This window comes from Mucilaginibacter jinjuensis, assembly GCF_028596025.1.
Classification (GTDB): Bacteria; Bacteroidota; Bacteroidia; order Sphingobacteriales; family Sphingobacteriaceae; genus Mucilaginibacter; species Mucilaginibacter jinjuensis.
In genome coordinates this window covers 5742520-5758315 of the sequence record NZ_CP117167.1, presented here as the reverse complement: position 1 = coordinate 5758315, position 15796 = coordinate 5742520, and the positions used below count along the sequence as shown (strand labels likewise).

The 15796-nt window shown below is 43.2% G+C and carries 13 protein-coding genes; 4 read left to right on the top strand and 9 right to left on the bottom strand.

What is annotated here, in order from left to right; all coding sequences use genetic code 11:
• Nucleotides 1–4: 4 nt before the first annotated feature.
• From PQO05_RS24880 to PQO05_RS24845, 8 genes are all read right to left on the bottom strand, one after another.
• Nucleotides 5–721: a ferredoxin reductase domain-containing protein gene (locus PQO05_RS24880; protein WP_273630176.1), complete on the bottom strand. Its 717-nt coding sequence runs from the start codon at nucleotides 719–721 to the stop codon at nucleotides 5–7.
• A gap of 75 nt (nucleotides 722–796) precedes the next feature.
• Nucleotides 797–1651 (bottom strand): helix-turn-helix domain-containing protein, encoded by an 855-nt coding sequence (locus PQO05_RS24875; RefSeq protein ID WP_273630175.1) that lies wholly within the window; start codon nucleotides 1649–1651, stop codon nucleotides 797–799.
• Between the two features lie 48 nt (nucleotides 1652–1699).
• Nucleotides 1700–2935, bottom strand: a complete 1236-nt coding sequence (locus PQO05_RS24870; protein ID WP_273630174.1) for a DUF2252 domain-containing protein — start codon at nucleotides 2933–2935, stop codon at nucleotides 1700–1702.
• Nucleotides 2936–3047: 112 nt separating this feature from the next.
• Complete coding sequence (locus PQO05_RS24865; protein ID WP_273630173.1) at nucleotides 3048–3356, bottom strand: hypothetical protein; 309 nt, start codon at nucleotides 3354–3356, stop codon at nucleotides 3048–3050.
• A gap of 70 nt (nucleotides 3357–3426) precedes the next feature.
• The gene (locus tag PQO05_RS24860) at nucleotides 3427–3978 is read right to left on the bottom strand and encodes a hypothetical protein (RefSeq protein ID WP_273630172.1); all 552 of its coding nucleotides are present in this window, start codon (nucleotides 3976–3978) and stop codon (nucleotides 3427–3429) included.
• Nucleotides 3979–4036: 58 nt separating this feature from the next.
• Nucleotides 4037–5287 carry a BamA/TamA family outer membrane protein gene (locus PQO05_RS24855; protein WP_273630171.1) on the bottom strand — a complete coding sequence of 417 codons (1251 nt, stop codon included), beginning with the start codon at nucleotides 5285–5287 and terminating at the stop codon, nucleotides 4037–4039.
• Nucleotides 5288–5342: 55 nt separating this feature from the next.
• A complete protein-coding gene (locus tag PQO05_RS24850) occupies nucleotides 5343–6185 on the bottom strand; it encodes a transglutaminase-like domain-containing protein (RefSeq protein ID WP_273630170.1) in 843 nt (280 codons plus the stop codon).
• Complete coding sequence (locus PQO05_RS24845; RefSeq protein ID WP_273630169.1) at nucleotides 6182–6937, bottom strand: proteasome-type protease; 756 nt, start codon at nucleotides 6935–6937, stop codon at nucleotides 6182–6184. The genes PQO05_RS24850 and PQO05_RS24845 overlap by 4 nt, the downstream gene beginning before the upstream one ends.
• Before the next feature lie 175 nt (nucleotides 6938–7112).
• On the opposite strand from PQO05_RS24845, the gene PQO05_RS24840 reads away from it, so the two are divergent.
• Both PQO05_RS24840 and PQO05_RS24835 read left to right on the top strand, forming a co-directional pair.
• Nucleotides 7113–8000, top strand: a complete 888-nt coding sequence (locus PQO05_RS24840; protein ID WP_273630168.1) for an oxidoreductase — start codon at nucleotides 7113–7115, stop codon at nucleotides 7998–8000.
• 89 nt (nucleotides 8001–8089) lie between these two features.
• A complete protein-coding gene (locus tag PQO05_RS24835; RefSeq protein WP_273630166.1) occupies nucleotides 8090–8899 on the top strand; it encodes a helix-turn-helix domain-containing protein in 810 nt (269 codons plus the stop codon).
• A gap of 466 nt (nucleotides 8900–9365) precedes the next feature.
• Here the strand turns inward: PQO05_RS24835 and PQO05_RS24830 are convergent, their stop codons facing one another.
• Nucleotides 9366–10289 (bottom strand): NADP-dependent oxidoreductase, encoded by a 924-nt coding sequence (locus PQO05_RS24830; RefSeq protein WP_273630165.1) that lies wholly within the window; start codon nucleotides 10287–10289, stop codon nucleotides 9366–9368.
• A gap of 790 nt (nucleotides 10290–11079) precedes the next feature.
• Here PQO05_RS24830 and PQO05_RS24825 point away from each other — a divergent pair.
• Both PQO05_RS24825 and PQO05_RS24820 read left to right on the top strand, forming a co-directional pair.
• Nucleotides 11080–13641, top strand: coding sequence for a DUF5686 and carboxypeptidase-like regulatory domain-containing protein (locus PQO05_RS24825; protein WP_273630164.1), 2562 nt, complete (start codon nucleotides 11080–11082; stop codon nucleotides 13639–13641).
• A gap of 146 nt (nucleotides 13642–13787) precedes the next feature.
• Nucleotides 13788–14984 carry an aminotransferase class V-fold PLP-dependent enzyme gene (locus PQO05_RS24820; protein ID WP_273630163.1) on the top strand — a complete coding sequence of 399 codons (1197 nt, stop codon included), beginning with the start codon at nucleotides 13788–13790 and terminating at the stop codon, nucleotides 14982–14984.
• The last annotated feature ends 812 nt before the right edge of the window (nucleotides 14985–15796 follow it).

The following is a 15796-nucleotide window of genomic DNA, read 5'->3' as shown; positions in this document are numbered from 1 at the left end:
GTTTTTAGGACCAAAATCCCTGTACCCTGATCTGTCCCGAAGCATAACCCTGCTTGCGTAACAGTTTCCGCAACTGATCAACCATAATGTTATTACCGGCCAGGTAAAACATGGTATTCTCAAGACTATAGTGCTGGTTAACCAGCCATTCGTTTAAGCTGTGGTAGCCATAAGTATCATGCCTTGCAATAGCTTTTAATGGCGATTTAAAATATTGACCGAATAAATTGCGATGTTCTTCATTACCCATTACAATGGCTCCGCTAAATCTGCCGCCTGGGATAACGGTTTGCTGTAATGCCAGCAGGTGCCCCAGGCTGCTTTCATCTCCCAAACCAATTATGGATGATGTACCAATGGGGCAGTGGCGGGTTTCGCCAACTTTAAGGTAGCTTATGGCGTTCCCTTTTTGCAGGCTGCGTGCCCATAAGCTGCCGGGGCCGTTGTGTGCTGCATCAACAAAAATGGTGCAGGTGCTTGTCTCGGCATCCCAGCCCGATGGGGTATAATCGCGATAGGTAAGATCGGCTACTTTAAATTTGATGTAGGGTATGTTTTCTACCCAGGCTGTCATATCTGTAGTGGGTAAATGCAGGTCGATCTCTATGATAGTGCAAGGCTCCCATTGGCGTACTTCAAGCACGGTTCCGGCTTGTAACATGCGGCCTTCGAATAACTTTGCGGCTTTGCTCTTAATTTTGTTTAAAGTGGATGTTTCCATGCTCTTTGCTTTGATGATACAAATAAACATGCATTTTTAGCCCTAAAAAATGGAATTTTTAAGGTATTGATTGGACTATTTGCGGTGCTGTGTACGAAAGCCTAATGGTGTTTCGTCAGTGCTTTTCTTAAACAGGCGTGAAAAATAGGTGTGATCGTCATAACCCAAATTATGGGCAATTTGCTTTACATTAAGTTCACTGTAGTATAAAAGCCGCTTGGCTTCCATCACCACTTCCTGCGTTATCCAATAGCTTACAGAGAAACCCGTTGCTTTTTTTAACGCCTCATTGAGGTATGATTCTGACACATTTAACTTAGCCGCATACGCCGAAGGGCTTTTAACAGTATGGATGTTTTCGCTCAACAGTTTTTTAAATTGCTGCGATAACTGTAAAGGGCGTGTGAGTTGGATACCACCGGTTTGCTGTTGATTATAGCAGCAGGCCACCATACCAACAAATGATTGTAACAGCGAATGGAGAATTTGAATCTGAAAGGTGCTTTGCTGATCTTCCTTATGTTTTTGAGAAAGCAGGTTGAGCAGGCTTTGGCATTGCTGCATGTGCTTTTCGTCCAGTACGTAAGGCTGTTGCAGTATCAACTGGGTTTCAAATACGTTGCGGTATTCGGGCGATATCAACATCGGGTCAACAGCAATATACCATCCATGGGCAATATCACCTTTTATACGGTGATGAACCTGGCCGGGGAGTATGTAATAGAGTGAATTGGGATAAAAATCCATTTTATGAAAATCGATCATCAGTTCGGCATGGCCATCTTCTAACAGGAAAAACAAATAATGATCGTCGCGATGGGCACCGAGGTCGCCAACTTTTGCAGGCAGCTCCCCCGGTACAAAATGATGCATATCTATCCCCGATGGAACGCCCCTGTCTTTTAACTGATGTACCGGAATAGTTTTCATTCGCCCCAAATGTAAAAATTCTTAGGTGTTAAAAGAATGTAATGGGGTTTAACTTGCTTTCTGCTCTTCTATCTCAGGTTCGGTATTAAAAACGCCGTTCTCAAAATCTTTCAAAAATTCCTGGTAGTAAGTTTTAATCTGCCCGGCGTATTTCTGTGCATAAGTAACCAGGTAATCCTGCCAGTCGGGTTCTTTGGCAAAGGCAATCAGATCGTCAATTGGGGCAGTGCCATCCATCCCGGCACTACGTAACTGGGACGATGCCGTAAGCATGGCCATATCATCAATTACCCGGTAAATATCACGGTAGCGGTCTTTAATCAGCTTAAATTTAATACTGTCTTTTACGGGCTGAAGCTCCTGCAATACAAAAGGCTGCTCCCTGAAAACCGTGGTGCTTAACAGGGATGAAGAAATATATTGCATGCGCTGCTGCACGGTAACAATGCGATCGGCCTGGGTTGTCCATTCGGGTTGGGGTATATCAGTATAGGGAGCCAATGCCGAAGTGGTAGATTGTTTCATATCCAGCAGCAAATATTTGCCTTTGGTGTTGGTACTCTTCAACAAAAATAAATACCGTTTAAGGCCGATACTGCCCGTGCCTGCCAACCTGAACACAGCATCTTTCACCTTAAAATTGTAAGGGCCATCGCTGCTGTTGGTAATCCAGTCTTCAATATGATTTACCAGTTCGGCACGCAGTTTCTTTTTTATTTTGATGTGACGCTCATCAGTTAGCGACAGCACAATTTTGTGTTTCTTCTCTTCGGTGCGCTTACGCAGAATAACTTTCTGGTTGTTATTCTCGGCTGCAGTTAAAAAGTCGCATACAATGCCCTGTGCAGTACGTGGGTCTATGCTGTAAGCCTTTCCTTTTGTTAAAGTTTCGGCATAAGTTTTTAAGAAAAGCTTGGCCATACTTAAAGCTTTCTCCTGCTCGATATCTAAAGAATCAAAAGCTATAAAAATACTGGTGATCAGTCGCACTACCTCCCAGGTGGCAGGGGCTTTAGTACTCTCGTCGAAATCATTTAAGTCGAAATATACCAGTTTATTATCAGCTGTGTAACTGCCAAAGTTTTCGAGATGTAAGTCGCCGCAAATCCATGCCACAGGCGATTTTGGAAATTTCTTAACCTTTGCCAGGTCTTCGTAAAACAGGTTACAAGTGCCCCGGTAAAAACGATATTCGTTTTCGGCCATGGCCTCATATTTGAGTTTAACCATGTCGGGCAATAAGGGTTGATTGTATGCGATCAGGCGTTCGGAAAGTTTTAACATATAGGGGTATAATTTCAAATATAATACAGCAACAGACTGTGATTATGTATGAACCCCGATGTCGGCTTTTCGTTTTAACTTTCTTATTAAATTAATAAATAAATTAAAACGATTATTCTTTGTCTTTGCTCTGAAAACGGATACTTAGCATTATACCCATTGCCGCAATACCGATAAAGCAGGTAATTAAAGCAGCCGGGTGCTCGTTATTGATATTTCCTTTACCCAACAGCAGATATCCGATTACCAAATTTGCCAGCGCCCAGATTACATTGGTAGTAGGAGATGAAAGCCCTTTACCCGGCGGTTTGGCAAAAGGCGTAGGGAACTTATCGCCACAAATGCCTTTTACAAAATGCGGCACAGTGTTAGCTAAAAATGCGCCTGCGAAAAACGCGGCCAGGTATTGATACCATTCCATAATAGGGGGTTTTAAATGACTGTAAGTTCTGCTAAAAGTAATAAACAATGGCCGAACTGATTGTCACAATTTAATTGTCCAAGCGATGCAGCAGCAAGCTAAAGCCATGATAGATCTGCCTTAAGGTTTCATAATCATCATAGGCCTCATCACTGCTAAACTCCAGCCACGGGTGGTCAATATCGCTGTTTTCGGCATGGTGGTTATGGATGCCAAGCGTAAAGTTTTCCAGCTTCGAGAATATGTCGCGTACATCGGCATCGGCAAATAGTTCATGTACCCATGTTTCGTTATTAGTACTTACTATAACCTTTTTATCAAATTCGGGATAGCCGGTTATTACATCCTGCATACCAAAAAACTTACCCACGGTATCAATAACCCCCTGGTGATGTATAGCAAATTTAAATACGGTGCTCACAGGTAATGGGGCTTTTATTTGAGTAAGCTCAGATCCGCCCTCGAAACCGCCTCCGGGGTCAATATCAATATATAATTGGATCCGTTTGCCGCCCTGCTCAATCAGCACGTCGTAAGTGTACTCATCTGTGGTAAGATTTGCCTCAATCAGCGGCCAAACTTCCTGTTCGTTTCTGCCTGATATAATTTTTTGATCTTCCATAATATTAGATAGTTAACAAAAACAGTACCATTGAAAAATTAAAATGTTAGGCCGTTTGTTAAAAAACTTCGCCGACGCAAACAAATAAACCGCTGGAACCTCCAGTACCGAAGCCATAATCGAGCCCGATATTGGTTTTGGATACCTTGTTGAGTTTAAGCCTTAACCCCGGGCCAAAAGCCGGCTGGATAGATTGCAAGCCCGAACCCGGTGCGGCCGAGAAACTTTCGGCATTAGCGAAAATTACGCCGCCCAACAGGCCGTTTTTTGTGAGTCGAAAACGATATTCTGATTCGAGGTAGATCATTTGGGCGCCTCTGAAACGCCCCTGCACGTATCCCCGGCCGGTGGTTGAGTAAGAATCCCAGGCGTTGGCGGGTAAATTAAGGTAGGGTGGTTTGCCGCTGATCACTACCCAATCGTAATTCCAGAAAGCCAGTACGTTTTTACTGCCGGCCGGGAAGTTAAAATACTTGCGGGCATCTATAATTAAAGATTGCCAGCCCGAATTACTGCCCAGAAACTCGAAATTAGTACGGAGTTGCATAGAAGCATAAGCACCTTTTGATGCATTGATAGCATTATCACGGCTATCAAACAGCGCATTTAAAGTTAAGCCCGATGATACCGTATGCGGCAACATACCATATAGCTCATAAGCCGATGGCGCACCGCTTTTGGTTCCTTTTTCAGAAATGTTGGCGTAGTAGTCGATAATATACCCTGCGCCGAGATAAAAATTGCCCGTGATTTTTCTGAGCAGTGTTTCATAAAACCTGATGTAATTAAAGTTCATCGGGTTTTCGTCTTCCGGTTTTGAATTGGTACCGAGGCCGTACGTGCTTTGCGGATATTTATAAAAGCGGTAATCGCCAATTAAAACATAATTGCTGTTTTTTAGCCAGATGGTTGATTGTACAGGTATAATGAGCTGCTTATTTGTTGATACCGCAGCGCTGGCCGTTACTGTTGAAACACGTGCAGTAGAATCCAGCCTGAACTGCATATTGCCTGATAAACTAAGTGCAAAACCGGTTGTAAGGGTATAGCCCACTGCAGGGATGAGGGAAATATTAGGTTTGGAGGTAATGGTGTCTTTATGCGGAACCGTTGGTTTGGGTTTACCCATCCAACTCTTTAAAACATCATAAAGATCTTTTTGAGGTACAGGCTCTTTGGAGGCCAGGCTATCTCTTTCTCTTTGTAAATCGCGGACAATCGGGATGCCCCTGTTTCCCTGGGCCCATAACTGAGCAGAAAAACAAAAAAATGCAGATAAAGCAAAAATGAATTTGATAAGCTTACTCATTTATCAGTTAAGAACCCAAGATACGGTTAACTGTTTAACGATGTATGTTATCATTTTATAAATAAGTAAGCCCTATAGGGTTATTGCTATCGTAATAAATAGGCTCGAAGCTATCGGCAGCCAATTGGCACGAGGCCGATATAAAGGTGCTGGTAACATCGCCAAAAATACTGGCAATGGCAGCTTCTGCGGCATCGCGGCCGGTTGCTATTTTTACCAGGCCGTTAAGCGGCACCAGTTTAGTGGCATCAAATATTACCCATTGGCCACCCATAAAGGCTTCGAAACAGGCATGAAAATCGGGCGGGTTTAGTTGATAGGCGTAGCCGGTAAAATAACGTGCCGGGATATCCAGCGCACGGCAAAGGGCGATACCAAGGTGCGCAAAATCGCGGCAAACACCGGCCTGCTCGGTAACAGTATCATACGCCGAAGTTTGTGAAGTGGTAGAGCCGCTCAAGTATTCCACATTATCGTGGATCCAATCCGTAAGCGCGCATACCTTCTCAAAGGCGTTATCAATTTTGCCAAACTTGTTATGTGCAAAGCGGAAAAGCTTGTCGGACTGGCAATACCTGCTGGGGAAAAAATAGGGTATCACAGTGTTGTCCATCTGCATTACCGGTACATCTGTTAGCAGGTGCCCGGCAGTTTGTTTATACGAGGTATCGATAACTGCATGATAGTTAACGTTTACATAGGCGGATTCGGTTACCTCGAACCGTACAAAACGATTTTCGGTTTGGGCAACCAGCTCTTCCGAATTGCTATGCGGGTCTACAGTAAAAGTTTCTTTTAGCACAGACTGGTCCGGCGTGCGGAGGGCATGTATATTTAAAATAAATGTTGCGGCCGATTTGACCTGATAACTTAATGCCCCCGAAACGCTGAACTTCATGCTTTTTTACTCTTTTTCTTTTTAGTCTTTGTTATATCATTAAACGTCGCATCCATCCATTGGTTTGAGATGTTTTTTAGCGCTTTTTTTAGTTCCATATCCCATTGTGCCGAAACTTTACCGAGGTCATCCTGATCATAATGGTGCTCAATCATTTTAAAACTGTTGGTCTCATACACCGCCACATCAATCGGGAAATCAACATCTGCAGCACTGATACGGGTAGAGTCGAATGATAGAAAACCGGCCTTTAAACAAAGTTTCAGGCTCGATTCCCGGTTTAAGCTGCGGTTTAGTATTGCTTTACCCTGTGCAGCGTTGCCAATAATTACATAAGGTGCGCCCTCGCCCAACTCAACCCAGTTACCTTCGGGATAAAGGAGGAAGAGTTTGTGCTCTTCATCATTCTTCATCTGTCCGCCAATAATGGTATTCAAGTTAAATTTAAACCCAGCCTTTTCGAGCGACTCGCGGTCTTCCTCGCCAACACGTTTCACCTGCTCGCCAAAGGCATTTACGGCTTTGTATAGTTTATCGTAATCGGCAAGGTTACTATCCAGCAGTTCTTCAAAATAAACCATGGCTTTGTCGCGTACAGAACGTAGTCCGCTGGTCATGATAAACATCGAGCATTGCTCTTTCTGCAATACAAAAAGCTTCTTTTTAATGGTTACATCGCTACCCGAAGTAATGCGTGTATCGGCAATGGCAACCAGCCCTTGTTTTACTTTAATGCCTAAACAATAGGTCATAACTCAATTAGAAAATGTTACGCTGCAAAGTAGCTCTTATTAATTGTCATTATCAAGCATAATCATCTATTCTTTTAATGAGCTTTTTAACAAAATAGATTGAGCTTTCTAACAAAACGGCGGGTTGTTATTCACCCTACCTTTGATTCAACAAAAACATAAAAAATCTACAACAATGGCAAATACATGGTTTATAACCGGCAGCTCCCGCGGATTGGGACGTAGCCTTACCGAGGCAGTACTGGCAAAAGGCGATAACGTAGCCGCAACAGCCCGTAACCCCGAACAATTAAATGACCTGGTTGAAAAATACCCCAACCAGATACTCCCCATAAAGCTCGATGTAACTAATTACGATGCCGTTTACGATGCCGTAGCCCAAGCTGTTAAACACTTTGGCCGTATCGATGTATTGGTAAATAACGCTGGTTTCGGTATAGTTGGCGCCGCAGAAGCTTTTACCGACGAACAGGTGCGAAGCCAACTGGAAACCAACTTATATGCACCTATTGAAATTACACGCGCGGTATTGCCTTACATGCGTAAACAGCGCGCAGGCCGCATTTTGCAGATCAGCTCCATTGGTGGCCGTGTAGGTAACGCGGGCGTGAGCATTTACCAGGCTGCTAAGTTTGGTTTGAGCGGATTCACCGAATCATTGGCTAAAGAAGTTGCACCGCTGGGCATACTGGTTACCAGTGTTGAGCCTGGTGGTTTCCGTACCGATTGGGCAGGTGCTTCTATGACTTACGCGCCTGCAATTGAAGGCTACGAAGACACTGTTGAAAAACGTACCGAGCTATTTAAGAGCGGTGCATTTGTACCCATGGGTGACCCGGACAAAGCCGCAAAAGTGATGATCGACTTAGTAGAAAATCCTGAGCCACCAATGCACCTGGTATTAGGTAGCGAAGCCATCGGCATGTTGAAAAATGCGGATGCCCAACGAACAGCCGAAATGGAAAAATGGTTGCCGGTAAGTATTTCTACCGACCATGACGAGGCCGAAAACTTCCTGGAAACCGATGCAGGTAAGTTTTTTTTGAAGGAAAGAAGCAAATAAGCATTACTTAAATAAGGTATAAAAATTTAACCATAAAATGCAGAAATGTGGGCTAAACCCTGCATTTCTGTTTACTTTTATAATACATTATGCCAGCAAAAACAAGCCACCAAACAGACGACCGGATTTTGTATTCCTGCTACTCCAACACCAGCCGGGAGGGTGAACAATTTGTGGCCGAACACATTTTTAGCTACGGTATTGAGGGCTGCAACGACCTGTTTATTAACGGCAAAAATTACGTGTTTAAGGCGGGCGATTTTCGGTATATCCGCCGTAACCAACTCGCCAAATTTACCAAGCACCCCGTGCCGGGCGGAGAGTATAGGGCACTATCAATTCGGTTGGATCAGGCAACTCTGCACAGCCTGAGCGAGGAGTTTAATCTGCATCCATCCAAACCCTATAATGGCGAAGCTGCCCTGATTTTAGAGCCGAATAAAAAGCTGTTAAACTTTGTTGAGTCGCTGCAACCCTACGTTGATGGCACCGGTGAGCTGAACCAAATGATGGTAAGCCTGAAAGTAAAAGAGGCCATCATGATTTTGCTCGAAACCAACCCCGACCTTAAAGATGCCCTCTTCGATTTTAACGAACCCGGCAAAATAGACCTGGAGGCCTACATGACCGAGCACTACAAGTTTAATGTAGACATCAGCCGCTTTGCTTACCTCACCGGCCGCAGCCTGGCCACTTTTAAACGCGATTTTGAGAAGATCTTTAAAACCTCGCCCAACCGCTGGCTGCAGCAAAAACGTCTCGAAGATGCCCACTACCTCCTCAAAGAGAAAGGCTGGAAAACCTCTGATGTGTACATGGAAGTCGGGTTTAAAGATTTTTCGCACTTTTCATTCGCCTTTAAAAAGGCTTATGGAGTTGCGCCATCGAGGTTGGTGTGAGGAAGATTCGTAGGCTGCCGTTCCCTCTCTCACGTCATTGCGAGGTACGAAGCAATCTCAGACCGATTAGCGCTGCCAATACTAACGCATAAGCCGTTTTTCATTAGGAAGGGTAGTGGCTGGGATTGTCGTCAGTGGATGTACTTCTTTCTTTCCGCAAGAAAGAACTACCAAGAAACTTAGCGTAGCGATCTCATGAACACCAATAAAAACAAACACTACGTGAAAAACAAACTCGTGGCTGCTCAATTTTCTATTAAAGGGTGTAGTGCTGCCCGAAAATTAAAATGCCACAATTGTTAGGTTATTTACGGTTAGTGAGAGCATTTCTTATCGGTACAATTAAATTTTGTCATTGCGAGCGATAGCGTGGCAATCTCGTAACTAATGCTAATTCGATCTGCATAGTCACGAGATTGCAGCATCGTTCCTTCTCGCAATGACAAAATTTTATGAACAGTTAACTTTACTCCCCAACCGTCAACACAATCTTACCTCTTGTATGCCCTTCTTCGCTCAGTTTATGCGCCTGGATAATATTTTTTAGTGGTAATACTTTGGCTATGATGGCCTTTACTTTGCCGGCATCAACCAGTTCGCCGATTTGTTTTAAGTCATTGGGGGTAGACTGTGCCATGTATGCTACACCTTCAATATTTTTAGGTTTAAGGGCTTCTTTATCTTTTATGCCAACGGTGCTTACCAGTATACCGTTCTGTTTTAGTACTTCGATAGATTTGATCTGGGTATCGCCGCCGCGGGTATCAAACACTACGTCGATGTCTTTTAGCTTTTCTTCAAATTTTTCTTTCTTGTAGTCTATCACCTCGTCTGCGCCAAGTTCTTTCAAAAAGTCGATGTTATCGCCAGAGGCGGTACCGATTACATAAGCACCTTTCCATTTGGCAAACTGTACGGCAAAGGTACCCACTCCGCCAGATGCACCGTGGATCAGGATCTTTTGCCCGGCTTGTAACTTACCATGATCAAAAATTCCCTGCCATGCGGTTAAGCTCGCCAGAGGAATGGCCGCGGCGGTAGTATGATCTACAGATTTTGGTTTGAAGTAAATTTCGCTTGCCTTAACAGCTACATATTCGGCATAAGTACCGTTGCGTTTTAAATCGGGGCGGGCGTAAACTTCGTCGCCCACTTTGTAATCGTGTACATCGCTGCCCACTTTTGTAATCACTCCCGAAACATCCCAACCCAATATAGCCGGGAATTTAATGTCGCCATGTTCGCCTTTGCGTATTTTCCAGTCTACCGGGTTTACGCTGGTGGCTATTACTTTTATTAAAACGTCATTCGGGTTAATGATTGGCTCGGGGGCATCTTCGTATTTTAATTCTTCGGGGCCGCCGAATTTGTAGATCAAAACAGCTTTCATAGGTAGTATTGTTTAAATTTTTTAATTCGAATGGAATACTGCAAAAACCTATCCAATAAAAATGGGCATGCAGACTTTCACTCCTCACTCACGTCATTGCGAGGAATGAAGACAACCGACCGTTGAGTGCTCACTAATACCTATAAAAACAAACACTACATTAATAATCCCGACCTACAGAGCCGTTGCTTAATAGCGCAATCAGTTTTTCATTAGGAATGGTAGTGTGAAGCATTGTCGTTAGTGGATGTCACTTTCTTTTTTGAGAGAAAAAGAAAGTACATCCATAGGCTAAACATGCACCAGGCACCCTTCCTAATGAAAAATGGATTGTGCGAAATTTAAACAAGCGTCCATAATATCTTCCTCCACATCAGGGTAATCCCTTCTTTCCGTGTCCTATTCAAGATGATATATTAAAAACATCACCATAATGTCAGGTTTAATATATGATGATATTTTTTGGTAACTATCTTTGCAATCTTTCATCTAAATAATAACGTTTATACAGTGAACTGTTTCATATCGACAGTTTAGTGTAAAAAAACGGTATTCCGTTAATTTATGATATAAGTATTATTGATAAATAATTAATAATAAGTATGTTGTGTTAATGGCATGATCTTGGTCGGCTGAACAAGAAATTACTATAGTGAATTGGGATTATAACTGTGTTTGGGATAGTAATATTAAAAGGCTAAGGTCATTAAGTTTTAACTTTATGCATAAAATTATACCAACACATTCAAAAAAATCTCCGTTTATATATAGCCGGATTATTTTTCTCGTAATGGCCGTGCTTTTTGCACTTCCATTAAAAATATACGCACAGGATGCCACTCCACCACCGGCTGCAACAGCTCCAACTGTAATCAAGGGTGTTATTACCGATGCCAAAACCAAAGAGACGTTACCTGCTGTAACCGTAACCTTTGTGGGTACAACCATAGGCGTAAGTGCCGATGCTAACGGTAATTACACGCTAAAAGGCACCGGGCCATATACCCAGGTTAAGTTTTCGTTCATTGGCTATAAGTCGGTATACGTAACGGTTACCCCAGGGCAGGAACTGGTTAAGAACATTGTAATGGGCGAGGATACCCACCTGCTTAATGAGGTGGTGATCAAATCGGGCAAAAAAGTTCGTTACCGTAATAAAGATAACCCGGCTGTTGAGCTGATCCGCAAGGTTATCGAGCACAAAAAACAAAACAGGTTGGAGAGTTATGATTATGCCGAATATCACCAATATGAAAAAATGATATTTGCGCTGAGCAACTTATCTGATAAGTTCCGCGATAAAAAAATGTTTAAGAACTACCAGTTCTTATTCCGCGAACAGGATTCGACCCAAATTGGCGGTAAAACACTGCTGCCTTTGTATATGGAGGAGAAGCTTTCGCACAACTTTTTCCGCAAGCAGCCCTATACTAAAAAGCAATTTATTGAGGCCAACAAACAGGTTAAGTACGACGAAAGCTTTGTAGATAACCAGGGTTTAACAGCCTATTTTAACCGCATGTACCAGGATATTGATATTTACGATAACAATGTCTCACTGTTGGGTAACCAGCTGCTAAGCCCAATTGCCGATGCCGCGCCTTCGGTTTACAAATTCTTTATTACAGATACGCTGAAAGATGTAAGTCCGAACCTGATTGAGTTAAGCTTTACGCCACGCAGTACTACCGATTTATTGTTCGAAGGAAAGATCTACATCACCATGGATGGTAACTATGTCGTTGAACGTGCTGCCTTATCTGTCAACAAAAACATCAACCTTAACTTTGTAAGGCAAATGCAGGCCGTGCTTGCCTTTGATAAAAATACCGATGGCCGTTACCATTTAAGCCAGAGCGATTTAAAAATAGACTTCGGCCTGAGTAAAAATAAAGGTGGTGGTATTTTGGGCGAACGTGTGGTAATGTTAAGCGATTTTGCCACCAACGTACCACGCCCTGCGAAAACTTACGAAGGCCCGGCCGAGGTAATAGCCCCAACGGCTGCAGATAGGGGTGATGATTATTGGAATAAAAACCGTCCGGATACGCTGAAGGCATCTGAAGCAAGCATCTATAAAGATATTGATAGTTTACAAACCATCCCATCCTTTAAACGCACGATGGATATTGTGACGCTGGTATTGGCCGGTTATAAAAACTACGGCCCGTTTGAGGTTGGCCCGGTAAATACATTCTATAACTTTAATCCGATAGAAGGTTTTAGGTTGAGGCTCGGTGGGCGTACCACCACAACTTTAAGCAAACGGTACTATTTTGAAACCTATGGAGCTTATGGTTTTAAGGACGAAAAATTTAAATACTTTTTAAGCGGCACGTATTCGCTCAACAATAAATCAATCTACTCGTTCCCGCAAAGTTATTTACGTGCCAGCTATCAGAAAGATACCCAGATACCCGGGCAGGAGTTGCAGTTTGTGCAGGAAGATAACTTTTTGCTTTCCTTTAAACGTGGGTATAACGACATTTTAACCTATAACAATATTTTCAGGTTAGATTATGTGCACGAGTTTCTGAACCATTTTTCTTACAAATTTGAGTTAAAGAATTGGAAGCAAAACCCGGCAGGCCCGGATGTAGGCGGCGCTTTGTATTATCAAAATACAGTAAACGGCCAGCCTAATAACATTAACTGGCTAACCACAACAGAGCTATCAACCGAGCTACGTTACGCCCCTCATGAGAAATTTTACCAGGGAAAACTATATCGTACACCTATTCCTGATAAGTACCCTATTTTCACACTTCGTTACCAACAAGGTATTAAAGTACTTGGCGGCGATTACCATTACGAAAACTTTACGGGCAATATCAGCAAACGCTTTTATTTATCGCAGTTAGGTTTTGCCGATGTAAGTACCGAGGGTGGCTACGTAGTCGGTAAGTTGCCGTTCCCGTTGCTGGATATCCACCATGCCAACCAGACTTACGCTTTGCAGCTACAATCGTACAACTTAATGAACTTCCTGGAGTTTGTGAGCGATCACTATGCAGCCATTAACATTGACCAAAATTTTAACGGGTACTTCTTTAACAAAATCCCGTTGCTTAAGAAGTTGAAATGGCGCGAAGTAGTATCGTACAAAGTGCTTTGGGGCGGATTGCGGGCAGAGAATAACCCGGCTAACGATCCATCATTAATACAATTTCCTGAAAGAAACGGGCACCCGTTTGTTTATACCTTAAACAATGGGCCTTATCAGGAGGGCAGTATTGGTATTGCCAATATATTTAAGATCCTGCGGATTGATTATGTAGAACGTTTCAGCTACCTCGATCACCCGGATACTTCTAAACATGGTATCAGGTTCTTTGTGGTGTTGCAGTTCTAAATATATTATTTAAGATATTTAAACCGTTCCGAAATATCGGGACGGCTTTTTTGTGGATGTAAATCTGTTATAATTATATTTATATAATCTGCATCTGTTTTACTTATTGGTTTAATACTTACTTTGTTTAAAAGGACTTATACAATATGGCAAATACAATATTCAGCGAAGAGGAGATACAACAGTTCAGGGCCGAAACTAAGGGTGCTGCTCATAAAATCCATTTCAACAATGCAGGCTCGGCATTGCCACCAGATGTGGTAGTTGATACCGTAATTAATTATTTGCAGGAAGAAGCCATGAACGGTGGCTACGAAACCGAGTTTAAATACAAGGATGAGCTGGAAAATACCTATAACCTGATTGCCCGCCTGGTTAACGCCAACCCTGATGAAATTGCCATTTTAGAAAATGCCAGCACAGCCTGGAGTGCCGCTTTCTACGCCATTAATTTTAAACCGGGAGATGAGATCATCACTTCTGAAATGGAGTATGTAACCAACCTGATTGCTTTTGCCAACGCCGAAAAAAAGTCGGGCATCAGCGTTAAGGTTATCCCAAATGATGAGCAGGGCAATTTCCCCCTGGCCGAATTAGAGAAAGCCGTTACACCTAAAACCAAACTAATTGCCGTAACCCAGATCCCGTCTACCGCAGGTGGTATGGTGCCGATTGTGGAGATTGGTAAAATAGCCCGTAAGCACAACATTTTGTATTTGGTTGATGCCTGCCAGTCAGCCGGGCAGTTACCGCTGGATGTAGCCGAAATTGGCTGCGATATGTTTTCTGTAACGGGGCGCAAATATTTACGCGCACCACGGGGCACCGGGTTTTTATACGTGCGAAAAGAAATTCAAAGCCAGTTGAACCCCATTTTTATGGATGGGTTTACAGCAGAACTGGTTGGTCAGCACGAGTTTAAGATAAGAAATGATGCCCGCCGTTTCGAACTGTATGAAAACAACCGTGCCCTGGTTTTGGGCTTGGGTAAAGCTGTTGAATATGCCCTTAATATCGGTATAGATAAGATTTGGCAACGCATCCAATTTTTAGCCAATAAGTTGCGCCAACAATTAAAAGCTATTGATGGAATAACCATTCACGATTTTGGCGACGAGCAATGTGGTATTATAACCTTCTCTGTAAAAGGTATCGACAGCACCGAGGTAAAAACCAAACTGTTTGAAAAGAACATTAATGTATCAGTAGGTAAAGCATCATCCACTTTAATCTATATGGATAAAAATCAGCTGAGCAGTATTGTAAGGGCTTCGGTGCATTATTATAATACAGAAGAAGAGGTTGGGGTTTTGTGTAGAGAATTGAAAGAGATGATGCAATAGAAGACGTTAACCCACACGCACGTCATTGCGAGGAACGAAGCAATCTCAGACATACAAGGCACTTACTTGAATGGCACACAATCCGTTTTTCATTAGGAAGGGCAGCAGAGGTTTATGCTAAGCCTGTGGATGTTACTTTTCTTTTCTCTCAAAAGAAAAGTAACCAAAAGAAAAGTCGCAGCCGGGCCCTGTTGCTATGAACTTGTAGTGGTTAGGCAGGCACAGTGGTTGCCGCAACATTGCCAATGCTGCCTTGAGGAGAGGTTATGTTAAGGTAGTGGTGGGTTGTGGCAATTATAAAATTTGTCATTGCGAGGAGGAACGACGTGGCAATCTCGTAACTATACAGGGCGAATTAGTCCTACGACGAGATTGCGTCGTACCTCGCAATGACAAATTTTTAAATAAAGGTCTTTCCAGCGTCGTGCAAACAGCTTCGGCCAAGAGCGGGCAGAACAATTATGGCCTTGTGCGAAGGAAGAGGCATTGGAGATTTTGCAGAAGGGTAAAGGCCAGTGCGAGCGTTAGCCGGGCAAAAGATCCCGGCCTGTGGTTCTGACTGCTTGTGCGGCATGGCTTTGTGTGTAAAGAAGCCTTTTGCCGACAGGCGCTTTGGTTACTTTAGCGCCCCAAAGTAACAGCCCAACCCGCGGCGATTGAGCGGGACTGAAGAGAATAGTGGCACAGCCCACTCATAGTAGCTTCTGATTTATTTAAGCTACTGCGAATAGGTCTGAGATTGCTTCGTACCTCGCAATGACGGTAAGAAGCAAATGAAGTTCCCTCACAACTCACCATTCACTCCCTCACAA